Annotated in this window: 26 protein-coding genes; 10 read left to right on the top strand and 16 right to left on the bottom strand. The window is 42.2% G+C overall.

Annotated elements, in window-relative coordinates; all coding sequences use genetic code 11:
• The first annotated feature begins 47 nt into the window (after nt 1–47).
• Nucleotides 48–974 (top strand): 4Fe-4S binding protein, encoded by a 927-nt coding sequence (locus tag B9N78_RS09260; protein WP_085101558.1) that lies wholly within the window; start codon nt 48–50, stop codon nt 972–974.
• A 69-nt stretch (nt 975–1,043) separates the two neighbouring features.
• Here the strand turns inward: B9N78_RS09260 and B9N78_RS09255 are convergent, their stop codons facing one another.
• The 3 genes from B9N78_RS09255 to B9N78_RS09245 form a co-directional block, all read right to left on the bottom strand.
• Nucleotides 1,044–2,150: an HD domain-containing phosphohydrolase gene (locus B9N78_RS09255; RefSeq protein WP_085101557.1), complete on the bottom strand. Its 1,107-nt coding sequence runs from the start codon at nt 2,148–2,150 to the stop codon at nt 1,044–1,046.
• A 179-nt stretch (nt 2,151–2,329) separates the two neighbouring features.
• Complete coding sequence (locus B9N78_RS09250) at nt 2,330–2,839, bottom strand: peptidylprolyl isomerase (RefSeq protein ID WP_085101556.1); 510 nt, start codon at nt 2,837–2,839, stop codon at nt 2,330–2,332.
• 51 nt (nt 2,840–2,890) lie between these two features.
• Entirely contained in the window at nt 2,891–4,174 is a 1,284-nt protein-coding gene (locus B9N78_RS09245; RefSeq protein ID WP_085101555.1) for a DUF401 family protein, read from the bottom strand.
• Between the two features lie 275 nt (nt 4,175–4,449).
• Between B9N78_RS09245 and B9N78_RS09240 the strand changes: the two genes are divergently transcribed.
• Nucleotides 4,450–4,914 (top strand): hypothetical protein, encoded by a 465-nt coding sequence (locus B9N78_RS09240; protein ID WP_085101554.1) that lies wholly within the window; start codon nt 4,450–4,452, stop codon nt 4,912–4,914.
• A gap of 110 nt (nt 4,915–5,024) precedes the next feature.
• Here the strand turns inward: B9N78_RS09240 and B9N78_RS09235 are convergent, their stop codons facing one another.
• Nucleotides 5,025–5,348 carry an AzlD domain-containing protein gene (locus B9N78_RS09235; protein ID WP_085101553.1) on the bottom strand — a complete coding sequence of 108 codons (324 nt, stop codon included), beginning with the start codon at nt 5,346–5,348 and terminating at the stop codon, nt 5,025–5,027.
• Entirely contained in the window at nt 5,333–6,043 is a 711-nt protein-coding gene (locus tag B9N78_RS09230) for an AzlC family ABC transporter permease (RefSeq protein WP_085101552.1), read from the bottom strand. Before B9N78_RS09230 ends, B9N78_RS09235 begins: the two co-directional genes overlap by 16 nt.
• 149 nt (nt 6,044–6,192) lie before the next feature.
• Here B9N78_RS09230 and B9N78_RS09225 point away from each other — a divergent pair, with 149 nt between their 5' ends.
• The gene (locus tag B9N78_RS09225) at nt 6,193–7,623 is read left to right on the top strand and encodes an aminotransferase-like domain-containing protein (RefSeq protein ID WP_085101551.1); all 1,431 of its coding nucleotides are present in this window, start codon (nt 6,193–6,195) and stop codon (nt 7,621–7,623) included.
• A gap of 4 nt (nt 7,624–7,627) precedes the next feature.
• Here B9N78_RS09225 and B9N78_RS09220 read toward each other — a convergent pair whose 3' ends face one another.
• A complete protein-coding gene (locus tag B9N78_RS09220; protein ID WP_085101550.1) occupies nt 7,628–8,167 on the bottom strand; it encodes a tetratricopeptide repeat protein in 540 nt (179 codons plus the stop codon).
• A gap of 141 nt (nt 8,168–8,308) precedes the next feature.
• Here B9N78_RS09220 and B9N78_RS09215 point away from each other — a divergent pair, with 141 nt between their 5' ends.
• Together B9N78_RS09215 and B9N78_RS09210 are read left to right on the top strand one after the other, a co-directional pair.
• Nucleotides 8,309–8,893, top strand: coding sequence for a putative periplasmic lipoprotein (locus tag B9N78_RS09215; protein ID WP_085101549.1), 585 nt, complete (start codon nt 8,309–8,311; stop codon nt 8,891–8,893).
• A gap of 20 nt (nt 8,894–8,913) precedes the next feature.
• A complete protein-coding gene (locus B9N78_RS09210) occupies nt 8,914–9,402 on the top strand; it encodes a MamS/MamX family magnetosome protein (RefSeq protein ID WP_085101548.1) in 489 nt (162 codons plus the stop codon).
• A 94-nt stretch (nt 9,403–9,496) separates the two neighbouring features.
• Here B9N78_RS09210 and B9N78_RS09205 read toward each other — a convergent pair whose 3' ends face one another.
• Nucleotides 9,497–10,153, bottom strand: a complete 657-nt coding sequence (locus tag B9N78_RS09205; protein ID WP_085101547.1) for a flavodoxin family protein — start codon at nt 10,151–10,153, stop codon at nt 9,497–9,499.
• Nucleotides 10,154–10,298: 145 nt separating this feature from the next.
• Here B9N78_RS09205 and B9N78_RS09200 point away from each other — a divergent pair, with 145 nt between their 5' ends.
• The 3 genes from B9N78_RS09200 to B9N78_RS09190 all read left to right on the top strand — a co-directional run bounded on the left by B9N78_RS09200 (nt 10,299) and on the right by B9N78_RS09190 (nt 13,399).
• Nucleotides 10,299–10,631, top strand: a complete 333-nt coding sequence (locus tag B9N78_RS09200; protein WP_085101546.1) for an ArsR/SmtB family transcription factor — start codon at nt 10,299–10,301, stop codon at nt 10,629–10,631.
• A 111-nt stretch (nt 10,632–10,742) separates the two neighbouring features.
• On the top strand, nt 10,743–12,893 hold the full coding sequence (locus tag B9N78_RS09195; protein WP_085101542.1) for a Tex family protein: 2,151 nt from the start codon (nt 10,743–10,745) through the stop codon (nt 12,891–12,893).
• A gap of 110 nt (nt 12,894–13,003) precedes the next feature.
• Nucleotides 13,004–13,399 carry a response regulator gene (locus B9N78_RS09190; RefSeq protein WP_085101540.1) on the top strand — a complete coding sequence of 132 codons (396 nt, stop codon included), beginning with the start codon at nt 13,004–13,006 and terminating at the stop codon, nt 13,397–13,399.
• A gap of 17 nt (nt 13,400–13,416) precedes the next feature.
• On the opposite strand, the gene B9N78_RS09185 is transcribed toward B9N78_RS09190, so the two are convergent.
• From B9N78_RS09185 to cbiQ, 4 genes are all read right to left on the bottom strand, one after another.
• Nucleotides 13,417–13,752 (bottom strand): restriction endonuclease, encoded by a 336-nt coding sequence (locus B9N78_RS09185; RefSeq protein ID WP_245805511.1) that lies wholly within the window; start codon nt 13,750–13,752, stop codon nt 13,417–13,419.
• A gap of 219 nt (nt 13,753–13,971) precedes the next feature.
• Nucleotides 13,972–14,364, bottom strand: a complete 393-nt coding sequence (locus tag B9N78_RS09180; protein WP_085101536.1) for a 3D domain-containing protein — start codon at nt 14,362–14,364, stop codon at nt 13,972–13,974.
• Nucleotides 14,365–14,395: 31 nt separating this feature from the next.
• A complete protein-coding gene (locus B9N78_RS09175; protein ID WP_085101534.1) occupies nt 14,396–15,097 on the bottom strand; it encodes an energy-coupling factor ABC transporter ATP-binding protein in 702 nt (233 codons plus the stop codon).
• Nucleotides 15,094–15,867 carry a cobalt ECF transporter T component CbiQ gene (gene cbiQ, locus B9N78_RS09170; RefSeq protein WP_085101532.1) on the bottom strand — a complete coding sequence of 258 codons (774 nt, stop codon included), beginning with the start codon at nt 15,865–15,867 and terminating at the stop codon, nt 15,094–15,096. Before cbiQ ends, B9N78_RS09175 begins: the two co-directional genes overlap by 4 nt.
• A 183-nt stretch (nt 15,868–16,050) precedes the next feature.
• Between cbiQ and B9N78_RS09165 the strand changes: the two genes are divergently transcribed.
• A complete protein-coding gene (locus B9N78_RS09165; protein WP_085101530.1) occupies nt 16,051–16,731 on the top strand; it encodes a methyltransferase domain-containing protein in 681 nt (226 codons plus the stop codon).
• 59 nt (nt 16,732–16,790) lie between these two features.
• Nucleotides 16,791–17,312: a shikimate kinase gene (locus B9N78_RS09160; RefSeq protein WP_085101529.1), complete on the top strand. Its 522-nt coding sequence runs from the start codon at nt 16,791–16,793 to the stop codon at nt 17,310–17,312.
• Between the two features lie 10 nt (nt 17,313–17,322).
• Here the strand turns inward: B9N78_RS09160 and B9N78_RS09155 are convergent, their stop codons facing one another.
• The 5 genes from B9N78_RS09155 to B9N78_RS09135 all read right to left on the bottom strand — a co-directional run bounded on the left by B9N78_RS09155 (nt 17,323) and on the right by B9N78_RS09135 (nt 22,852).
• Entirely contained in the window at nt 17,323–18,108 is a 786-nt protein-coding gene (locus B9N78_RS09155) for a dimethylarginine dimethylaminohydrolase family protein (protein ID WP_245805510.1), read from the bottom strand.
• A 232-nt stretch (nt 18,109–18,340) separates the two neighbouring features.
• Entirely contained in the window at nt 18,341–19,150 is an 810-nt protein-coding gene (locus B9N78_RS09150) for a sugar phosphate isomerase/epimerase family protein (RefSeq protein ID WP_085101528.1), read from the bottom strand.
• Nucleotides 19,151–19,171: 21 nt separating this feature from the next.
• A complete protein-coding gene (locus tag B9N78_RS09145; RefSeq protein ID WP_245805509.1) occupies nt 19,172–20,848 on the bottom strand; it encodes a M99 family carboxypeptidase catalytic domain-containing protein in 1,677 nt (558 codons plus the stop codon).
• A gap of 31 nt (nt 20,849–20,879) precedes the next feature.
• Entirely contained in the window at nt 20,880–21,584 is a 705-nt protein-coding gene (locus tag B9N78_RS09140) for a hypothetical protein (RefSeq protein WP_085101526.1), read from the bottom strand.
• Nucleotides 21,584–22,852, bottom strand: coding sequence for a L,D-transpeptidase family protein (locus B9N78_RS09135; protein ID WP_085101525.1), 1,269 nt, complete (start codon nt 22,850–22,852; stop codon nt 21,584–21,586). Before B9N78_RS09135 ends, B9N78_RS09140 begins: the two co-directional genes overlap by 1 nt.
• Between the last annotated feature and the right edge of the window lie 91 nt (nt 22,853–22,943).

Genomic DNA, 22,943 nt, shown 5'->3' with positions numbered 1-22,943 from the left:
TACTATTTTTTCCAGCTCTGCTAATTAATATAGCAAGAGGGCCATACATGAAGAAAGTTATTGATAAGTCAATTCCGGACACCGAGACCGGGAAATTACTCAAGAAAGCTCTTGAAAATAAGAACATGACCATCAAAGACGTTCTTCACAATTTTATGTATATACGCTGGCCTAATGCTCATATCGGAGCATCCTTGAGTGAAAGCAACCTTGCTCCGATTGCCGGCTTTATTACAAGTCTTATCGCCGATCCTGATGATAAAGAAAAATTGGAACAACTTAAAAAAGATTTTGCAGACACATATCACGGCAAAATTATTATAACTGAAGAGGCTCTTAAGCTTATACATATAAGCCGTGAAGTTTCAGCAACTATCCCCGAGCGGGTTTTGCCCTACAACAAAGCCAGAGATATTGTACTCAGCGAGCCCGATCATATCGCAGCACTTGAATGCCCTTGCCGCGCTACACAAAAAAAGCCGTGCCTTCCTCTGAATGTATGCTTAATTATCGGAGAACCATTTGCTTCATTCGTTGTTGAAAATCATCCTGACAAAGCACGGCGCATAACCATAGATGAAGCGGCAAGGATACTTGAGGCTGAAAATGCCAGAGGACATGTACATAACGCATTTTTCAAAGATGTGATGCTCGGCAGATTTTATTCAATTTGCAACTGCTGTCCATGCTGCTGCGGCGCTATGGAAGCAATGAAAAACAGCATTCCGATGCTGGCTCCTTCGGGGTATATATCCATAGTCGATCCTAACAAATGCATCGGGTGCGGACAGTGTATGGAATACTGTCCATTCGGAGCTATGAAGATTCGTGACAAGCGTATGCGCATAGATCCCGCTAAATGCATGGGGTGCGGCGTATGCATTAACAAGTGCCGAAAAGGATCACTGCGTCTCGCGCGCAATAAAAAACACCCTGAACCTTTTAAAGTAGAAAAACTGCTCAAATATTCGTAGTTATTTTTAATTCAAAAAAAAAGGTATTGAAATTTTCAATACCCTTTTAAATATATTTTAAAATAATAATCACCCGTCTGGATACAGTTTTCGCAGTTCAAGGATTTCATCAATATTATCAAAAAAAAGATCAGTTAAAGCAGGATCAAACTGCTTACCCTTTTCCTGTTCAAAATAACCTTTAATCTTTTCAAGTGACCATGCTTTTTTGTAAACACGTTCACTACCCAAAGCATCAAAAACATCCGCAATACAGGTGATCCGTCCGTAAATATTAATTTCTTCACCGACAAGTCCGCGAGGATACCCTTTGCCATCCCACCGTTCATGATGTTCATAGGCCACTATTGCAGCAGCCTTGATAATCGGTCTTTCGGAATGTTTCAAAATTTCATGTCCGATGGTGGTGTGTGTTTTAACCAGATCAAATTCTTCAGGGGTAAGTTTTCCCGGCTTATTCAACACGGTATCAGGAATACCTATTTTACCGACATCATGCATAGGAGAAGCAAGTCTTAATAAATTAGCCTCTTCCGGATCAAGCCCGGCCCGCAGCCCCAGAATAGCTGTATACTCTGCAACTCTGCGAACATGTTTAGCAGTTTCGTTGGAACGGGTTTCAACCACTTCGCCGAGAGTCATGATAATTTCTTTCTGAGTCTCAATAACTTCTGCCTGTAAAACCATTAAAGCGTCTTGAGTTTTCTTTCTCATCCTGATTTCGTTGCGCAGAGCCTCCGTTCTTTTGTGGACCTCCGCTTCAAGATGCTCTTTGTATTTTTTATTTTCCTTAATCAAGGCGGCTCGTTCCAGCCCCTGACTTAAGGCATGCTCAAGAATACCCATATCCATGATAGGCTTGGTGACAAAATCCCACGCCCCGAGACGTACAGCTTTAATAGCATCCTCAATCAATCCCGCACCTGAAACAACAAGGATCGGCAGATCAGGCTGTTCCTCACGTACGACCTTAAGGACTTCAAACCCGTCAACATGCGGCATATTTAAATCAACAAGAACAGCATCAGGCTTATTTGCTCTGAGAACATCAAGCCCTTCCGCGCCGTCACCGGCATTTAATATATTAAAACCGGAATCGCTAAGATAATCACTGATTGTTTCGCGCACAAAAGTTTCATCATCAATAACCAGGATTGTTAATTCAGAATTATTCAACTTCTACCTCTGCGCCTTATAATACTTAACGACACCTATTGTGACACTTCAGAGCCATTACCAAAATAAAATCATCCAAATAAGAACCGATTACAACACTTTGCCTCAGCGTAAAAAAAAAACGCCGAAAAGGATATTCCTTTTTCGGCGTTAAAATTGATTTTTTCAGTACTTACACATTAATCTTCAAAGCGAATCATAGAAATGATGCTGATAGGATCAACCGGAACATCGTCCATAGGACCATGACTGCGGGTACGCACTTTTTTTATTTTGTCGATAGCTTCCATTCCGTCGATGACTTTACCGAATACACAATAGCCCCAACCCTGAGGATTTTTTGCGGTGTGATCAAGGAATCCGTTATCTTTTACGTTAATGAAAAACTGTGATGAAGCGGAATGAGGGTCCATAGTACGAGCCATGGCAAGAGTTCCTACTTCATTTTTAAGACCGTTATCAGCTTCATTTTCAACAGGAGCATGAGTTGCTTTTTCTTTCATGGAAAAATCAAAACCGCCACCCTGAATCATGAAGTTGTTGATAACTCTATGAAAAATTGTTCCAGCGTAAAATTCTTCGTCAACGTACTGCAAAAAGTTTGCAACAGTCTTGGGAGCCTTGTCTTCGTAAAGTTCAATTAAAACTTCACCTTCAGGAGTTTCCATCATTACCATAGGATTCGCCATATCGTATTCCTCCAATTTTTTTATTTCTTGACCTCGTAAGGTCTGAGGGTACTACACCAAAACAAAAAAGTACGCTACTCCCAGACATAGCAGGACAAGACTGGGGATCAAAATCCTTTTCCACGCTGAATATAAATCTACATTAAAATACTCGCAGGTCAAAAGAAAACATATATGAAGCGGTGACGCCATTATACCTGCAAAACCGGAAAACATACACAGCATGGCCCATGCAGGAAGCTGCGGCGTCAGCCCCATTGAATGAACAAGTCCCACAACCAGCGGCATTGCGGCCCCTACAAAAGCCATAGTAATGCCTGCAATAAAACCGACTACAAACGGAACTAAAACAGCCGCGGCAATTAAAGCTGTTTCACCGCCGGCAAGGCGCGAAAGCTCTGTAATAAGGCCGCAAGAGCCGAGAACGTCTTTAAATATAAACACACAAAATATCATAAAGACCATACTGATAAATCTTTTCTGCACCAACAAAGAGCGAATAATTGCGATTGATCCAGTATTAGCAAATGCCGCACAAAGTACAGCAAGAAACAATGCTGTAATGATCGCAGCTTCAAATGGAATATTCGGCGATATAAAAGAAAAAAGACCTTCAAAGACCAAGGAACCGGCGATAGCGACAAGCAGTGGCAAACTCTCTTTCACTGCTCTTAAAGCGTTACCTGATTTAACTTCAATATTATCGTGCACACCTTTTTTAAGAGGCAGAACTGAAGAGCGTAAGAAAAAGAAGTACCCTAGTAAAAATACAACAATAGGTCCGGGGAACGTATAGCTGATAAATTTAAACACGGACATGCCACTGAGTGCTGCACCGAGAATCATCCCCGGATACAGCGGCCATGCAAGTTCCCACAAATGCCTGAACCAGTAATTGATTACTACTTTATTACTATCACTGACATCGAGACCTTCAGCGGCTTCGCGGATCATCGGGGCAGAAAAAATAGCCCCGCCCGGCATAGGAAGCAGCCCTATCAAGGCCGGGAAAAAAACAAGACGCAGTCTCGGACTTCTTAGATATCCGGTAAGAGATTCCATAATTCGTGAGGCTTGCCCTGTACATTCAAGCAGTCCGCTCAAAAACATGATCAAAGCGACAATTAATACCAGATAAATAGTTTCACTATCTATAATTGCAGACGTAGTAGTCTCAAGCAACAAGTCCATTTTCATACCGGTTATCAGAGCCAGAACAAGTCCGCCCACCAAAACCGATAATCCTACCCCAAGTTTAAATCTTATGCCTATCAGCATACAGATAAAAACAAACATAATTTTAAATAAAGGTAGCATGTTAAAAATAAAATCCATGAAAATTCTCCAATAAAAAGCATATAAACAATAACAGCAATCATCTAAGTGAATATAACAGACTGTGACAGATTTGCTGGCAAGCAGCCTGCGCAGCTGTTCGGTTGAAAAGCAGATACGTAATGCGCATAAAAGTCAATAAACGACTTAAATAGGCCTCATTTTTTTTAACTCATTTATAAGCGCGGTTGCCTGCAAAGAATCTTTCTAGTAATCAGTTTGCAGGACAAATGCAGGTAAGCAATTTAAATTTTGCAGAGTGAGGTATCAGGGAAATGGAAGAAGCAAAAATCAGAGAATATATTCACGCGGTCATAATGAAAAAATGTACTCACGATGAATCAGCGCGCCAAAACGCCATTGGAGAGTTCATAACTATGACCATGCCCAACATTGATGAAAGATCAGTCAATAATATAAAATCAATGATCCCGACCATTGCCGAACTATATGAGAAATGGGCCGTCATGTTCATTGACAGACTGCTTGAAACTGTCCCTAAAAATCAAATTGAAGAACTTTGCAGCGGAACACCTGAAAACGATTCCGCGCTCGTCTTAGTATATATTATGTTCATGGAGTCCGAGCGGATGGAAAAACAGATTGCAGAAGACATCTCAGCCTACGCGCCAACTCAAAAGGACGAACAGGGAAACATTGCCGGCGAATATATCCGCGCAAAACTTTCGCAGATTGCGGCCGAGCAGGAACAGGGTAAAGCAGAAGGACCGATTCAATAGCCGGAAACTAAAATTTTCCAGCCATATTATATCGTAATTAAAAAATAGCAGTCTGTGAGTATTTCACGGACTGCTATTTTTTATATTCTAATAATCTATCGGAATTACATCTAAATAAAATACCGGACCGCAGCGACCATCCCCATTCCGAAAGCAACTGTTCCGAAAAAATTACGCGTAAACATGGCCACGCCGAAAGTCGGGACCGCGACCCAGAAATAAATATTATCAAAACCCAAATTTATTACGCCTTCGGGGGCTAAAAGCGAAGGTACCAGCAATGCAGACAGTACCGCAGTCGGTACATATCCCAGCCAGCGCACCACTACGGGCGGAAGATCTCTTGAACTTAAAGTCAGCGCAGGAAGAAGACGCGGACCGTAAGTGACCGCCATCATCCCTACGATTATAAGAAAAATTAATTTTTGATCCATGACAATACAACTCCAAGACTTGCGCCGATAAGTGTTGCGATTATTACATTCCACTGTCCGGCTCCGCCAAGAGCAAGTGCGGTGGAAAGCAGTCCGGTTATTACCCCGACTATGATATGACTTCTATCTTTTATCTGAAATATGAGCAGAGCGATAAACATTGCCGGAAGAGCGTAATCGAGACCCATCGGTCTAATGTCTGTAATAAGAGAACTTGAAATAACTCCCAGAACAGTCCCGCAGACCCATGCCAGCTGGGCAATACAGTTGATTAAATAAGTTTCACTTTTACAGTTATCACCATTGCTGAATCTGGTTGAATGCACTGCAAAAGTTTCATCGGTAAGTTGAAAACTGAAAGCTGCAAGCTCCAGTTTGCCCCACTTGCGCAAATGCGGGGACAAAGCCGCAGACATGAGCAAGTGGCGCAGGTTAACGATAAAGGTAGTTATAATTATGGATACAGCCGAGGCTCCGGACGCAAGCAGCCCCACGGCTATAAACTGCGCCGACCCTGCAAAAACAAGCAGAGACATTAATATAGTGTTATCAATAGAAATTCCGGTCTTGCGGGCTAAAACTCCATACGCAAACCCGACAGGCAAAAAACCAAGCACAATAGGCAACGCTTGTTTTACAGCTGACATCAATACGCTATTAAATCTAATTTTCTTGGAACTCATTATGGATTCCACACTTACCTCCTGCGACATTAATACTCAACAAATCCATTCTAAAAAATTTCCTTGAAGCTGAGGATAAAAGATCATACAATCTGCAACCAGTACAGATACAGTTTATACAAATCTGAATCATAACAGATTTAATAATACAGGGTTAAATTATGAATATTCAGCGTGATGATGACGAATACAGATATAAAAAAGTTGAACAGGAAATATCAAAGCATATCCACGCAGGAGATTTGACACCCGGCGACAAGCTCCCCTCGTTGCGCCAGATGAGTTCAAATTTAAAAGTATCTATTTCTACCGTCAGTCATGCTTATGAGGAGCTGGAGAAAAGAGGTTTAATTGAATCCCGCCCCAGATCGGGATATTTTGTACGCAGTGAATTCCGCAAGATTCCAACGCCCATAGTAAAACCGGCCACGATGCTTGAACCGCATACTGTGACCAAAAACAAATTGATACAGACAGCTCTTGAAACTGTAGGAAATAAAAAATTACTGCCGCTCGGAGTTGTCTGCCCCGGCAGTGAACTGTTGCCGACAAAACATCTGGCTAAGATAATGACCGCAGTGGTCAAAGAAAATCCTGCCCTTTCCATGGAATACGAATCTATTGCCGGAAACTTGCAATTACGCAGACAGATTGCCTTCCGCTCGGTAGATTGCGGTTCCAATATCACTGCTGATGAGCTGATGATCACTATCGGTGCAATGGAAGCTCTGTATATCTCCCTGCGCTCACTTACCCGCGCCGGAGATCTGGTTCTGATTCAATCGCCGACCTATTATTGTTTCCTGCAATTAGTGGAAAGCCTTGGACTTCGGGCACTGGAAATACCGTCCTGCCCTAAAAACGGAATCAATACTGAAGAACTGGCCGCTGCGGTAAAAAAATTCGATATTAAAGCATGCATTCTCTCGCCCAACTTTAATAATCCTGATGGCGGCCTTACTCCTGATGATGCAAAAAAAGAAATAGTTAAACTGCTGGCAGAAAAAGACATTCCACTTGTTGAAGACGATGTTTACGGAGATATATACTTCGGAGACACGCGGCCGCGGACATTCAAATCTTTCGATCGTAAAGGCGGAGTTCTGCTCTGCTCGTCTTTTTCAAAAACAATCTCACCGGGCTACCGTATAGGGTGGCTGGCTCCGGGACGTTTTCTTGATAAAGCCATGGAAATAAAGGCCACCACAAATGTATCCTGCGCATCCCCGACTCAGATGGCCACAGCCAGATACCTGAAAGACGCTCACTTTGATCGCCATCTCAAAAAATTGCGCTTAGCCATGAAAGAACAAATGACTAAAATGCGAACCGAGATAGCCTTGTCATTCCCGAAAGGAACAAAAGTGACCGACCCGAAAGGCGGTTCTGTTCTGTGGGTGGAACTCCCTGCCGGAACAGACGGGGTAAAACTTTTCTTCAGAGCTAAAGAGGAAGGGATAGGAATAGTACCGGGATCGGTATTTTCAACCCGTGATGCTTTTTCAAATTACATAAGGCTCAGCAGCGGATCTCCATGGAGTGATGCGATTCAAAACGGTATTAAACGGCTCGGTGAACTTGCTCTAATGTAAGCGGCTATCCGGCACTTTCGTTTAAAACTTTTTCAACCATGTCTGCGGCTTCAGCAAGTGAAAATTCAGGATCACTTTCAATAAGTGCCATCTGTAAGTTTATTTCACGCTGCACCTCAATTTTTTTAGGATCGAAATATCCTTTCCATGCGGATAGAGCTTTTTCAACGTTCCCGATACGGCAGAAAATCAATCCTAAATATAATGACGCAAAATTATCTTCACCAAGAATTTTAATAGTCCGCTCAAATTCAACTTTTGCCTGAACGAACTTTCCGCACATATATAAACTGTGTCCATGCCGTTTTCTGGCATTTGTATTATGCGGCTCTGATTTTATAAAATCTTTATATTTTTCTGAAGCCTCAGCGTACCTTTTATTCTCATAGGCAACATTCGCCGCAGCAAGAACATCAAGATCAACTTCGGCTGCGGCAATAGGTTTTGCCGCACTATTAGCCTGCTCCTTGTCATCTTTTCGTCTGAATCCGCCGAAAAGAAATCCTCTTCTGGATAATTTCTGTGGCTTTTTAGCATCTGACATCTAAGTACCTCCAAATTTAAAACAAATCGGAGTGTAGCGGCAAATCGACTCGGGGCCAAGCCTAATATTGTTGTCAGCAGTGGACATCCTTTAAGCTGCGATGTAAATTGTAACTATCACAATCTACATAAAGGATTATCCATGAAAAAATTAATAATTATGCTTTTAACGTCAATGTTACTTGTCTCCTGCGCGGCCGCCCCGGGGTATGACACACCGTTTGCTACAGGAGGTAAAGCATATAAGGTTGCAATGCTTCCATGGCGCGCATCCACCATGGATTTTAATTTGAAATATCGCTGGACAATGACACAGGCTTTGAAGGACGCTTGTAAACAATCCGGTTCTTTTGTTTATGCGTGGTCAGCCTATCCTGTTAACGGGGGCAACATACCTGTTCTTGAAAACATTGACGGACAAGGACTGTGGGTAAAAGGAAAGTACAATAAGTATACACCGAATGTAGATGCAGTTTTAAAAGCCCTATCCGGTACAGATGCAGACCTTGCACTGCTCTATGATATCAGCGCAGACAACGGGACAACTGACAATGAAGGTTCTATGTATGCCAGAGCGGATTATATCAGGGCTTTTTTAATAGACATAAAAACAAAACAAGTGACAGTTCAATTCATCAAGACAGATTTTCAGCGTGGGATGGCTTTTACAGATGCGAAAAAAATAGACCTGCTTGCATTCAGCAGTTGGTTATCTGGCAATAAATAGACAGAAAAAGGAGTTTCCAAGTGTTTAAAAAAGTCAATTTGAAATTAGTCCCTCTTCTATGTCTCTGCGTCCTCACAGCCACTGCGGCATGTGCTGCGGATATGAACATCAAAGGATGGGAGAAAGGCGGAAAATATGACAAACTTTACGACAATACCGACCGTGATGTTTTCAAAGGAACACTGATTAAAATAGTGGATATTACTCCGTTAGAAGGAATGGCTGAAGGCGTCGGCATTGTGGTCCGAGACAAAGAAGACGGAGAAGAAGTTCTTGTCCACCTTGGACCGAAAGACTTTGTTGAGCCTAGAATAAAAGACCTGAGACCCGGAGTAATCGTTAAAGTTTACGGAGTCTTAGTTGATATCAACGGTAAATTTGAATATATGGCTGCAAAGGTCAAAGCCGGAGAAGAACGCAAATATAAGTTCCGTCTGACAAAGGACGGAGTTCCTTTCTGGTCTCTTTCACCAGCTGAACGGGAAAAAGAAGAAGCTGACATTGAATAATAATTAAAAATTAGTCCCCTGCACTCAGGCGCAGGGGACTAATTTTTCGTGAAAAAATGGACTGATCAATCCCGTTAACAACAAATATCTGCTGCTAACCGTTTGCCACATCAGAAGTCAGTTTCACGCCCATCTCGTAAGCTTTCTTACAATCCAGCGGGAAAATTTCTTTATGCCGCTTTAATTTTGCTTCTGCGTCCCATACAGAGGACTCATACTTAGAATAATCTTTGAACTGATAAGTATCTGAACAAATAAGTAGATCACAATTCCCGAAATTCCTGCTTATAGCTCCTCGCGTTCCGGCAATTGATTTATCGTAATGATAAGTGACCATGTTTTCTTCAGTAACGTTCATTGTATAGATCAGCCCAGCCTGTATTTTACCGGGAAAGATAGATACATAACCGGGTGTATAGGTAAGAGACTGAAACAGAAGACGTTCTAAAAAGGATCTTATCGCACCTGTCTCGGAAGAAAAATAAATTGGCGTACCCATTATGAGAACATCTGCTTCACTGATTTTTTCTAAGAGAGGAGTCAGCTCATCTTTAAAAGCGCACTTTCCATAACTTTTGCCGCCTAATTTTTTACATTCAAAACAGCTGATGCAACCTTTAAAGTTCAGCCCGTAAAGATTCACCATTTCTATATCTGCACCTTTTGATTCTGCACCATTTAGTGCATGCTCAAGCAAAGTTGCGGTATTTCCCTTCTTTCTAGGACTCCCGTTAACAGCAATAGCTTTCATAATTAATCCTCACTTGTTTAATTGTGGATCTATTTAAAATTTCAATTCGATAATTATCGAACTAAGTTAATTCGAAACTATTCGAACTAAGTTGTCAGGTCAACAAAATTTCTATAAGATCTACTGAAAAATAAGGAAAACTTTTGTGACAAATACTAATCAACAAAAACAGCCATCACGGGATGAGATAAATCTAGCGAAGGTATTGCAGGCTCTAAGTGATCAGGTACGACTGCAAATTGTACTGAAACTCGCAAACGAATCTGAAATTCAATGCGGTTGTTTCGGCTTAGACATACCCAAATCATCGCTATCTCATCACTTTAAAGTGCTCCGCGAATCGGGGGTAGTGACTACCCGGCGTGAAGGGAAAGAATTATTCAATTCTTTACGTATGGATGATCTGGAAGCACGATTTCCAGGCGTGGTACGTGCGGTGATTGAGGCGTCACGAAATGCTGGAATCAGCCAAAAGTAAAATAGGCCCCCATAATAAACAACATTGACTGAAAACAGTTAACAAGCGAAAGTGACTGTTCCGACTGATTAAGTATCATTACTCAATAAACACCTAAAAACGGCTGAATAAATGACCACTGATAATATATCCCGCATCGCTTCCGAACTGAATCTACCTGTTAAAAATGTACAAGCTGCTATTTCTCTTCTTGAGGAAGGTGCAACCATTCCTTTTATTTCCCGCTACCGTAAGGAAGCTACAGGAAGCATGGATGAAGTCGCAGTGGAAGCTGTCAGCGACCTTTTAGGTAAACTTAATGAGCTTGATAAAAGACGTGAAACCGTCCTTAATTCAATTGAAGAACAGGGGAAACTAACGGACTCACTGCGCAGTAAAATAAATGCTGCTCAGAATATGCGGCAGTTGGAAGATTTATATCTGCCGTACAAGCCCAAACGTAAAACAAAGGGACAAGCCGCAATTGAAAAAGGACTTGAACCGCTTGCAGTTAAAATTTTCGCCCAGAAATGTGATCCTGAGAAAGAAGCAGAAAGTTATATCTCCGCGGAGAAAGGGGTTGAAACCATAGAAGACGCATTAGCCGGAGCACGCGATATAATTGCGGAAAGGATAGCAGAAAATCAGGCTTTGCGTCAGGCCGTGCGCTCACTTTTTGAAAGCAAGGCAACCCTTGAATCACACGCAACTAAAACCGCCCTTTCACCTGAAGCTGAAGACAAAGCGTCCAAATTCAGAGACTGGTTCAACTGGCGCGAACCTGCGCGAAAAGCTGCGGGTCATAGAATTCTTGCCATGCTTCGCGGTGAAAGAGATAAATTCCTTAAAGTATCCTTCCGCCCACCGGAAGAGGAAGGTCTTGATACCTTAAGCCGCAATATTGTTAAGTCCACTTCTGCAGCATCTAAGCAGGTGGAAAAAGCTTCCGCAGACAGCTATAAAAGATTACTTGCCCCGCAGATGGAAACAGAGCTCCGCTCCAATCTTCTTGAAAAAGCTGAAACCGAAGCCATCAAAGTTTTTGCCTCTAATCTTAGAGAAATATTGATCGCTCCACCCCTTGGCAGCAAGAACATTCTTGCTCTTGACCCCGGATTCAGAACCGGCGCAAAACTCGTCTGTCTGGATGCACAGGGCGGGCTGAAACACAACGATACCATCTACCCGGTTACTTCCGACGGCAAAAAGAAAGAAGCTGGAGAAAAGGTTGTAGCTCTGGTTAAAAAATACTCCATTGAGGCAATTGCCATCGGTAACGGAACCGCAGGACGCGAGACAGAACAGTTCATCAAAGGTCTTGATCTGCCAGAGTCTCTACCGATCATAATGGTCAACGAATCCGGTGCATCCGTATATTCAGCCTCCCCTATCGCCAGAGAAGAATTTCCCGATTATGATATCACCGTTCGCGGAGCTGTTTCAATCGGGCGCAGACTTATGGACCCGCTGGCCGAACTTGTTAAAATCGACCCTAAATCTATCGGAGTCGGACAATATCAGCATGATGTTGATCAGAAAAAACTGGCTGAAAGCCTCACCAGAGTTGTGGAATCCTGCGTAAATATGGTGGGAGTTGAGCTTAACACTGCCAGCGCAAAGCTTTTAGAATCAGTTTCCGGTCTTAGTTCAGCAATTGCTGCCAACATTATCAATTGGAGAAATGAAAACGGACCGTTTGCATCACGCAAAGCTCTGATAAAAGTCCCGAGGCTCGGACCTAAAGCATATGAACAATGCGCCGGATTCCTGCGCATCCGAAACGCTAAAAATCCGCTTGATGAAACAGCCGTTCACCCGGAACGGTATGATACGGTCGCCCTAATGGCTAAAGATCTTAATGCCAGCGTTTCTGACCTTATTAACTCAGCGGAACTCAGAAAAAAAATCGAACTTGAAAAATATATTTCAGACGATCTTGGGTTGCCTACCCTTGAAGATATTATGAAAGAACTCGAAAAACCGGGCCGCGACCCGCGCAAGGAGTTCGAACTTGTCCAGTTTGATGATGATGTAAAAGAGGTTGAAGACCTTAAAGAAGGCATGATGCTGAACGGAATTATCACTAATGTAACCAATTTCGGAGCATTTGTAGATATTGGAGTCCATCAGGACGGACTGGTCCACATCAGCAGACTGACAGACGACTTTGTGCGCAACCCGTCCGATGTAGTATACCCTGGGCAGGCCGTTCTTGTTAAAGTGATGGAAGTGGACCTTGCACGCAAAAGAATTGCCCTGTCCATGAAAGAATCAGACAGATAAGCTAAAAGGAATCACAGTCAGACCTGCCACATTACAAGACTATAACACGAATACCATCAACCCTGTTTACCAGTAAGTGCTTATAATCTGCTCGCATCAGGAGGCTGTGCATGAAATTTCTCATCGCTGACGACAATGAACTCCACCGTGAACTCATAACCGATACAGTTAAAGATCACGGTGAGTATTATCTCGTCAGTGATGGCGATGAAGCTGTTAAAGCTTTTACTGATTCTTTAGATAAAAAAGATTCATTCAGCGCTATTTTCATAAAATCAAAAATATGCTCACAGGATGGATCGCATGCTCTGCGGAAAATAAGGGAGATAGAACAAGAAAACGGTCTTGAATTAAATAAAGAAATACCGATCATCATGACCGCTATGGACGATGAAGAGCAGATATCTGAAACATACCTGCGTGGAAACTCAACGACCTTTATTCTCAAGCCTCTTACTAAAGATAAAATTGTGGCAGAGCTGACTCTATTCGGGATTATTCCATAATGGAATAAGTCCGCACCCTACATTCCCGGCAGCATCAAATGGCTTTTTTCAATCTGCCTTTTTTTTCTTCTCTTAATGGTTCTAGGGTGAACTCCGAATCTGTAAGGTCGCAAAACACATTCTTTCTCAGGGCATGCCCTGATAGCCTGCCTGTCACCTACCGTGCATGCGAGACAATATCTTCGTATTGCACGTATGCAAACACGCTCAGCTTCATCGGAATTAGGCCCTCTAAGCTGAAAAAGTGAGCAATTCTCGTCCAGACATTCTCTGACAAGCTGAGAACTTCCACCCATGCACCACAAGCAGTGTGCCCGAATGCTCTGCTGAGGATTTCTTTTACGCTCGCTCAAATAACGCTCCATAAATCTTGCTTTTACTAATGTGAAACAAATCAAAAACTGCCGCGAAGCTCATCCTTACGTAAATCATCTGAAAAGATAAAGAGGTTGAGCGAGGATTCAAAAAGTATTTTTTGATTAATGCAGCTGTCATTCTTTTCCCATATAAAAAGCGTGCTCCGCCAATCGAAGCACGCCTTATCTTTTACACTGAGCCCAAATTTAATATCGTCAGTTTTCGGCTTCTTCCCATGCAATAACAACTTTACGTTCACCCCATTCGTCTGCGGCGTCGGTATTAAGCCCCATGTAGATATCAATCCTGTCAGTCCAACGTTTATTCATTTTATCTTTAACCAGATACTTGCCTTCAAGACCTTCAATTCTGACAACAGTATCACGGGTAAGACCCTTTTTAAGAAGATCGCGCGAAACGGCAATAACCTTCATCCCCGGTTTTAATTTGTCACCCCACGCGCCGACAAAAGGAGTCGCGGAGGTTTGATCTTTATATGAATTATAAGCCGTAGCCGTTACTTTCATGGTTACTTTCTTTTCATCTGAACAACTGGAAACAAACAAGAGAATAACTGCTAACAGCAATAAAAATTTAAACTTGGGCATACGGTCCTCCTTTAAATTAAAATTCACAAACCTACAGTTTGCAATTCATATAGCTATTGTCGGCAGTAAAAACTGATGCACCCTTTTGTACAGTACCGTTACAGCAGGAGTATTCAACATCCGTGACTTTCTTTAAAAAATTCAAGTCATGCGAAACGACAAGCATTGCGACATCCAGTGAACATAAGATATCAGCAAGTCTGTCCCTCATTGAAGGATCTAAGTCATTAGTAGGCTCATCAAGAACCAGAGCTTCCGGCTGCATCGCGAGCACTGTAGCAAGCGATACCAGTTTTTTTTCACCGCCGGACAAACGGTAAGTTACTCTTTCTTCATAACCTGAAAGGCCGAGCAGGCAAAGTATATATTTTGAAATTTCGCGGGCCTCATCCGGATTTTTTCCCAGATTCAAAGGTCCGAAGGCAACATCTTCGATAACGGTGGGACAAAAAAGCTGATCATCCGCCTGCTGGAAAAGAAGCCCTACACCTTTACGAAGTTCCCTGAAATCTTTCTCGGTTTTCATCTCGCTGTTTTTAAAAAGGACCTGCCCGGATGTCGGCGTCAAAAGTCCCATAATAATATGGAGCATGGTAGTTTTGCCACTGCCGTTATGTCCGGTAAACGCGATTTTTTCGCCGCATCGCAAATCAAAATTAACGGATTTTAAAACCTCGTTACCACCGGGATAAACAAAATTTATATCACGCAAGGAAAAAATCGGATAACTCACCAAAACACCTCTATTTTATGCAACTGGAAAACAATAGCAGCGGTTGCAAGCAGAACCGTCATTCCAAAAAGAAGCCAATCAGACCGCCTGACTTTAAATACATTCAAAGTATAAAATTTACCGGTAAAGCCACGGCAAAGCATTGCCTGCCACACAACTTGCGCCCTGTCCCAACTTCGCACCAAAAGCATCCCGAGCAGCCATGCATAAGTGCGGTACGTCCTCATACTATTACGCGGAACAAAGCCGCGCATAACGGCCGCGCGCTTCATCTTCTCATACTCTTCACCCATGACGTGCACATAGCGCCATGTGAACAGAAACAGTCTGCAAAGTTTATCAGGCAGTTTAAGCGACTGCATTCCAGCGCCCATCAACTGCACTGGCATAGTTGAAATAAGCGCGGTAGCAGCCAGAACAATTCCGTTCGATTTTAAGGTGATAATCGCGGCGTATAAAACGCCCTCAGCTGATGCGGTAAAAGGTCCGACTGTAAAAAGCGGTTCACCGGGCCTGGAAAACGGTAAAAAAAGCCATAGAAAAAAAATAAATCCATTAACGTAAAGCAGCCGTTTCATTAGGCTCAGCATGGGAAGACGCGCGCAAAAGGCGAAAAGAATACCGGAGATAAAAATCATTATCGCAGCGGGAAGCGACATAACCAATGCCCCGACAAGGGAAAAAAGGAATGCACAAATAACCCGGAAACCGGGATGAGAGCCATGAATGAAGGATTCACCGGAAGCAAACGGTTCGCTGATATGCTGCAAGAAATATCTCCTGATTAGGGAATTTTGAGTAGCATGCATTAAAAAACCATGCAATCCGAATCAGGTTCTTGAGTTACGATTGTAATACAGCTATACCCGAAATCGGAAATTGAATTAAGCATGAAAAAAATGGCTTTAAATTAATTATTAAAAAAATCACCAGTTATTATACAAAGAGTAAATATGACTCCAAATGCCGAAATCAGTAAAATTGTTGAAGAAGTTGGACAGGATATAATTTGGCGTCCGCTATATGACTTTGAAAGAAACAAACTGAGCAGCGGAGTCGGGCACGATATTGACGGAATTGATCCCGAATTTACCGATCTTGATTTCAAAGGTAAAACTGTCTGTGATCTGGGCTGCAACCTTGGACACTTCACTTTTTATGCTCACGAACGCGGAGCAAAGAAAGTTGTCGGTTACGATATGGAACCCAAGGTCATCAAAGGAGCAAGAAAACTAGCCGCCCTCTATGACATTAAAGGTGTAGAGTTTGAAACATGCAACTTTGCATCTGAACCAGCTACCCAAACCTTTGATATGGGCATGCTGATAGACATTCTCGGCAAAATTAATATTTCAAGCGGCTTTTTAATTCCCATACTTAAAGGTCTTGAGAGCAGAAGCAAATCTGAAATGCTCTTAACATTCCGTCCGATCTATCTGGTAGAAAGACATTTCGGAATGTCTGAAAGAGATTTTCTTAAACTATACCCGCAGGCTGATATCAAAAACGGTTTTTTCAATCTGCTTGATTTTACACAAAACCTTTTTTCCGAAAAGTGGACGGTCACCTATCTTTCAAAAGAACTTCCTGATGACTCGCAATACAAACGCACTGTTCATTTCGCCAGAAAGTAGTAATTGAAATTATCAAACAACAACACGCAAATTATATAATCTGCATCAGGAGAATTACTGTGAAAACGACAATTGAAATGACTGATATTAAATACCAAGTAGCTGAGCCTGAGAAGAGAACTATCCGCACTTCCAACAAGGATAAAGATATCGTCATAGGCGGAAGGGATTCTGGAAATGTCTTCATTTTTTCGCTTAACGATGACCTGCGAAAATCAATCGCCGCAGATATTGCAAAAAAACTGGGTAGAGAAGTTGTTATTGTTAGAAGAGCTGACGGAAACCCCGCCATCATAGAAACCACAGCTAAAGATAATCAGATTGTAAGCCTTCCCAGAGGAGCCGCTCTTTCAGAAAAAAACCGCACTCTTCTGAAAGATAACGGCAAAGTACTCTACATCATGTCAGATTTCGTGACTCTGCTGAATGCTTCAGACAGATCAGAAGACGCGCGCGAACAAATATCACTCCTGCTCAACAGATTTGAACCGAGCTTCATGAACGCCGCGCATCTTATTGTCCGTTCCGACCAAAGTTATGAAGAAATTTTACAGGACGCGCTTGAAAAAATAGCCCTCTGATCTCGAACTATTACCAGCGCAGTGACAGGCAGGTCAGTCCTCCGTCCATTTTTCTGAACTCAGACATATCGATAAAATCAGGACTGAATCCGTTTTTATCCAGCAGCTCAGCGGTGGCCGGAAACCCTGCCGGAACTAGCAACGCATTGCCTGTATACAAGCAGTTGGTAGCATATTCTTCACCGGTGGGAGCAATCAGCTTTTTAAAGCTGGAAAATTCATCACGGGTGGAAAAACGGCTACTCATAATCAGGGTTTCATCATCCAAAGCGGATAATTCAGTCTTGAGGTGCGGCATTCCATTTTTAAAAGGAACAGCTATGCATTCATACCCTAATTTGCAGACGACCTTTGCGAACTGATCAAACCCTGCCGAATTCGTACGCGAATCTATACCAACAAAAAAAGTCTTACCCATGAGCAGAACATCACCGCCCTCCATGAGTCCGTCCCCTTCCATCTGAAATACTTCATCCGCAACCGTGGAGATTGCTTCCTTGATACGTACCACTTCTCCGCGCCGAGACTGCGCCCCGGGGCAGGTAAGAAATGCGGCAACACCGCCGGCAACGGGTATCATCACAGCGGTATCTTCAACAAATACAGAATCAGGGTACTGCGGATCGGCATCAAGAACCGTCACATCAATTCCTTTATTCTCAAAATATTTTATATAATTACGGTGCTGCACATTAGCCAGCTCCATATCAGGGCAACCCAGTCCTGCCTCAGTCAGCCCGTCTCCCAAACTATCTGCCGGAGTTCTGACTATTGCCTTTGTGAATATATTGCTCATTTTTTAACGCCTCTGGGTCAACGAGATCATTTTAATGGAAATTCTCGCAACCATCATATTTTTATTATTTAATAAAATTAACTTTAAGCTTTATCAGCAATAAAAAATGCTGCTGAATTTATTGCGCAAATTTTAGCGGGTTAACTTATATTACAAAGTTAACCCGCTAAAATTTAGAAAAACACTCTGAAATATATGACCATTTTATTATTTAAAATATTAACTGTAAATACTAAAATAATTTCGGTGCGATCTTTTCCCTGAAATATCTCAAACTAGATTCAAAATCATCTCGAGTATGCGGTTCAAGGGTAATTGAAGGCAAAGGATTAAGCTCCTTAACACGCTGGATAATATGCTCCCATTTTATACATCCTTCTCCTAAAGCAAGATGATCGTCTTTACGTCCCATATTATCATGCAGATGCATATGGCGAATATACGGAGCAAGTGAATCAAACCAGAAATCGAAATCATTTTTTTCCGATCCCTTAGAAAAAGAATGCCAGTGTCCCACATCAAAACAAATGCCGATATTTTCGCGATCCAGATCCTCTACAAGCTGCAAAAGCGGCCCGGGATCATATTCATACGTATTTTCTAGGCAAAGCATTGGATGGTCTGGCCATGAATCACTTAAACTGCGGATTCCATCCAGACAATTTTCATAAGCTTCCTCAAAAAGAGGAGGCTCAAGCCAGGATGTAAAGGAAGGATGCATTACCATCCTTTCAGGCGAAAATATTTTTGCAAGCTCAAATGCCCCGCAGAGGGTGTCAATAGAGGCTTGACGAATCGCAGGATTAAGGCTGGAGGGTTTTAAATCCAGAAAAGGAAGATGTGTTGTACATTTAAGTCCCGCAGCAGCGAGACGATCTCTGATCGTAAGCAGCCAGTCTTTGCTGAGACATTCACTTCCTAAACAATCCAGTCCCAGTTCAGGCTGAATTGAATTTTCAATAAACAAATCCAGATACTCAGGAGTATTATAAATATATCTAAGAGGGAGATTAACATAGCAATTTTCAGTTACGGCTTTCATAATACTCCTCATGCTTACCGATTAATCAAGCGAAGTTTGCATCTGCGTTGAGCCTTTGAATGTCATACCGCCTACAAGTTCGAATGTTGTGGAATGACGAAGTGTTACTGTAACATCTTTACCGGGTTCAACATCAAAAGATTCGCCCCATGCAACAGGAAGACGATTAATAAATGGCTGAATTTTATCAAGTTTTCCGTTACTCCACGCTTCAGAAAGAACATATCTGTCAGCCGGCAGTTCAAGAGCAGTATCACGCTTCCATTTAATAAGTATGTCAGATCCATGCGCGCGGCTCACTCTAAGAGCTTTTACAATACGCGGAAAAACTGAAAGATAAAACTCTGCTCCACGCTTACCGGGAGTCTCTCTGGCTATTCTATAACGGGCCCCGCCGTCGTCGCTTTCAAGCTTATACTTGTCCATAAAATTGGACGGATCCATGATAATTTCATACCCGACATCCTGCCCGCTGTTAACCGTAACCGAGGCGACAAAACCTTTCAGATTAAGTATTTCATCTCTGTTACTACCGAGAACCCCTTCAATAATGAACTGATCACCTTCCAGAACCTTTAATACTCCGGAAGCCGGTACGAAATGAGGGTTGCCGTTCAGCCAGCACAAAAATACCGGACCGTGCGGTTCTGGAGAATTTTCCTGCTGTCCGCTCCAACTGATCTTTGCGGTCGTAGTCGTATCACCATCAAGACTTATTTCAAGGACAGGAAACGATGATAAAGCCATGCGCGGAGCTGTCAAAAGATTGAGATTAGGACGGTCACTTGCGTATACAGCAACAGCCGGTTCAAGAATAGAGTCAGCCACAACATCGCTTTGACCGGAAGTCGAAACAGGACCTCCACGCACAAGGTTCACGCGCTGGCCTGAAAGCGGACTGCCGTTAATTAATATTTTAAGCCCCGAAGTTTTTCCTTCGGTAGGAAATGAAAATTCCGGTATTTCAACCTTTAATCCGAATTCTTCAAGTAAAAGAACTGTTGCTTGCAACTGGTGACGCACCTTCCATTCAAGATCCATTATATCTTTACTGACTTCCACCGCCATAGCAGGAATTCCGCGTTCAACAAGAGCGTAGCAAGTCAAAGATTTCAGCATCTCAGGGTAGTGAGTGGCTTTATCAAAAGTGTCTGTATTAAAAAGAGTGAACCAGTAAGATTTATTAGATATTTTTGAATTCAGGTTATCTATTGCGCGTTGGCACAATTCAGCAAGAGGAATGTTTTTGTATACGGTAGCGTCTATGATCATTGACTGACCATAGCGATTTGGGTTTCTTAAATTATTTACGAAGTGAGGGCTGTAAAACCCGCTACCCTCGTGCAAATGGATAAAACCGTCAGCATCATCTAGCAAAAAACGGATAGCTTTAGCGAGACGGTCTTCATAAAAACTATTATATTCTTTATCAAATCTTCTGTTGAGGTCTACATTTATCTGACGGGCACGGCGCAGAATCGAAGGTTCATTTGCCCGCGGGATGATAATCAGATTACCTTTGTGAAGTTTGCAGCGGGTCAGCAGCTGCCCTGTAAAAAAGCCGGACAGTTCATCGCCCTGAACTCCGCCCTGCACCATGATAGTCGGCCCAGGTTCATCGCCGAAGACCCAGGTGACGCGCAAAGGATACTGTGTTCCTTCAAAAAAAGTAAAATTCCGCACAGTCTGAGCATGCACTGGAGACACTGCAAAAAGCAGCGCAATAAAACTAATTAAAAATGCGCGACAGAGGGTATACTTCACTGAATATTAACTCATTATTGGTAGTGGTTATCATCAAACGAAGCCCGTAGATATCTTTTAGAGCCATTTTAGCGGGCACAGCGAATCTGGTTCTTACAACTTTAAATCTTTGTATATGAAAAGACATATCATCAGGATTTGCTTTGATAAAGACTTCACTGCCGTTATTTCCGATAAGCTCAACCCTTGCATCTCCGCTAAGCGAGGAGGCTGTCTGCAAATTATTCAGGTCAAAACTTAAAGCAAGACTTCCTCCGGATAAACTGAGTTTCACATTCTCAATTCCGGATCTCATAAGATCTTTATAAAAAAGCAATTTTCTCAGATCAATATGAGGAGACGATTCTACTTTTTTTTCTTCAACAGGAACGGAAGTTAAAAGAGATTGAACTTCGGTGGGATCGTACGAATCTAAAATTTTATTTACATTTTCCAGCCGTTCAAGCTGAACAGATGCTTCATTGAGATTCTTCTGCAGTTCATGTTTATCCTGACGCAGTTCCGCATTTTGATTCCAAAATTTATAACCTGACCATGCCCCTACACCTGCGCATGTTACCAAGATAACTATAAACCAGAAAAACACTCCCAACCAAAAAGGACTTAACCTATACCGTTTAACGGTATCATCATCTCGCATAAAAAGAACATTGTACTTGGTGTTGCCCATCAGCTCCCGCTCCATTGTTCATCAACGATACGCCATTCCCCGTTGACTGGGCGGATGACTAATTTTTTTCTACCAAAGTCGCTGTAACCGGATACATCGGAATATGATTGATCAAAATCAACTTCCAACCCATCAGGATGCTCGATGAGTTTGATTTTCGAAAATTCTATGACTGAAGGAGTCCGTTCTTTCCAGACAGATTTCTTATATTCTTTAATATTGCCGATCCCGCTCATTTTCCCTTGTCTGGCATTAGAATCATACATTTTTGAGTATTGTTCTAAATCAGCTGAAAGCCATAGCAATCGCCATTTATCAAGAAAAGCTAAAACACTTTCCTTTTTTGACTCAAGATATTCATCTGTAAACGACCTGCCGGCAGGGCCGTACTCGCGCCCGACAATTTTCCATGTTCCATTAATCTTCTGCCAGTACAAACGTTTTGCTGTAGACGAAGAAAGCCGTCCGGATCTATAGTACTGATCAAACCAAGTAACCCAATAATCAGGACCTGGTAAAGCGTTAAGATTAAAAACGGAAACATCAATCCATGATGTTTTAGAAAAAATTTTCTTTTTGCGATCCTTAAAAAACTTGAAAGATCTACCTTCACTTTTGCTGAACAATTTATCTGAATAAGCATTAAAAAATCCGGCATCTTTATTTGACCAATCTGCAGCCCATTTATTGACAAGACTCTTCAGCTCTACAGATTCGGCGACCTGCGTCCCTGTTGCATTTTCCCATGAAACGGACTCGCCGATAAGGACAGGTGTGCCAGGATGTATTTTGGAATCAATAAAATTTATATCCGAATTATTAAGAGCTATACAGCCTTGCGTATCCATTGCAACTAATTGCTTACCGCGTCCGTGTATCCAGATTCCATACCCTGTTTTACCGTTAATCCGGTCAACAGGATTAGGAAAATCAAGAGGAAAGGCCATATCCCCATATAGCTCAAAATCATCAAGATCAGTGCGTTTGTTCTTAGTAAAATATACACCCTCCGGAGTTCTCTTATCCCCTTCAAACTCTTTATCTCCGGCAGTTTTACCCGTAGCACAGGTAAGAGTCGCTTCGACATGAAGTGGACTTTTATGCACAAGAAGATGAAGTTTTTGATTCCCTTTATCAACAGCTACGATCAATCCGGGAATAAGCGATGTACTTTCCACAACCGGAGCCCATCCTCCGGCGAAACAATTAGAGAGCAGACTTGCGTATACTATAATAGAGACAAATAATATTCTTAAAAAATACGTCATACAAAAGATAAGGCTCCATGATTCGAGATAACTGGAGTGGGAAAACGCACCATTGACATTTATCGAAACTTACAAACTGATAATCTTAAAA

Origin of the sequence: Desulfovibrio gilichinskyi (assembly GCF_900177375.1) — a bacterium.
Classification (GTDB): Bacteria; Desulfobacterota; Desulfovibrionia; order Desulfovibrionales; family Desulfovibrionaceae; genus Maridesulfovibrio; species Maridesulfovibrio gilichinskyi.
The sequence above is the reverse complement of the archived record's forward strand: the minus strand, read 5'-3'. Positions and strand labels throughout refer to the sequence as shown.

What these genes read in the sequence shown, in the direction of transcription:
- B9N78_RS09260 (WP_085101558.1), top strand. Translation starts at nt 48, where the DNA reads ATGAAGAAAGTTATTGATAAGTCAATTCCGGACACCGAGACCGGGAAA.
- B9N78_RS09250 (WP_085101556.1), bottom strand. Translation starts at nt 2,839, where the DNA reads ATGGCGAATCCTATGGTAATGATGGAAACTCCTGAAGGTGAAGTTTTA.
- B9N78_RS09245 (WP_085101555.1), bottom strand. Translation starts at nt 4,174, where the DNA reads ATGGATTTTATTTTTAACATGCTACCTTTATTTAAAATTATGTTTGTT.
- B9N78_RS09240 (WP_085101554.1), top strand. Translation starts at nt 4,450, where the DNA reads ATGGAAGAAGCAAAAATCAGAGAATATATTCACGCGGTCATAATGAAA.
- B9N78_RS09235 (WP_085101553.1), bottom strand. Translation starts at nt 5,348, where the DNA reads ATGGATCAAAAATTAATTTTTCTTATAATCGTAGGGATGATGGCGGTC.
- B9N78_RS09225 (WP_085101551.1), top strand. Translation starts at nt 6,193, where the DNA reads ATGAATATTCAGCGTGATGATGACGAATACAGATATAAAAAAGTTGAA.
- B9N78_RS09220 (WP_085101550.1), bottom strand. Translation starts at nt 8,167, where the DNA reads ATGTCAGATGCTAAAAAGCCACAGAAATTATCCAGAAGAGGATTTCTT.
- B9N78_RS09215 (WP_085101549.1), top strand. Translation starts at nt 8,309, where the DNA reads ATGAAAAAATTAATAATTATGCTTTTAACGTCAATGTTACTTGTCTCC.
- B9N78_RS09205 (WP_085101547.1), bottom strand. Translation starts at nt 10,153, where the DNA reads ATGAAAGCTATTGCTGTTAACGGGAGTCCTAGAAAGAAGGGAAATACC.
- B9N78_RS09195 (WP_085101542.1), top strand. Translation starts at nt 10,743, where the DNA reads ATGACCACTGATAATATATCCCGCATCGCTTCCGAACTGAATCTACCT.
- B9N78_RS09190 (WP_085101540.1), top strand. Translation starts at nt 13,004, where the DNA reads ATGAAATTTCTCATCGCTGACGACAATGAACTCCACCGTGAACTCATA.
- B9N78_RS09180 (WP_085101536.1), bottom strand. Translation starts at nt 14,364, where the DNA reads ATGCCCAAGTTTAAATTTTTATTGCTGTTAGCAGTTATTCTCTTGTTT.
- B9N78_RS09165 (WP_085101530.1), top strand. Translation starts at nt 16,051, where the DNA reads ATGACTCCAAATGCCGAAATCAGTAAAATTGTTGAAGAAGTTGGACAG.
- B9N78_RS09155 (WP_245805510.1), bottom strand. Translation starts at nt 18,108, where the DNA reads ATGAGCAATATATTCACAAAGGCAATAGTCAGAACTCCGGCAGATAGT.
- B9N78_RS09150 (WP_085101528.1), bottom strand. Translation starts at nt 19,150, where the DNA reads ATGAAAGCCGTAACTGAAAATTGCTATGTTAATCTCCCTCTTAGATAT.
- B9N78_RS09140 (WP_085101526.1), bottom strand. Translation starts at nt 21,584, where the DNA reads ATGGGCAACACCAAGTACAATGTTCTTTTTATGCGAGATGATGATACC.
- B9N78_RS09135 (WP_085101525.1), bottom strand. Translation starts at nt 22,852, where the DNA reads ATGACGTATTTTTTAAGAATATTATTTGTCTCTATTATAGTATACGCA.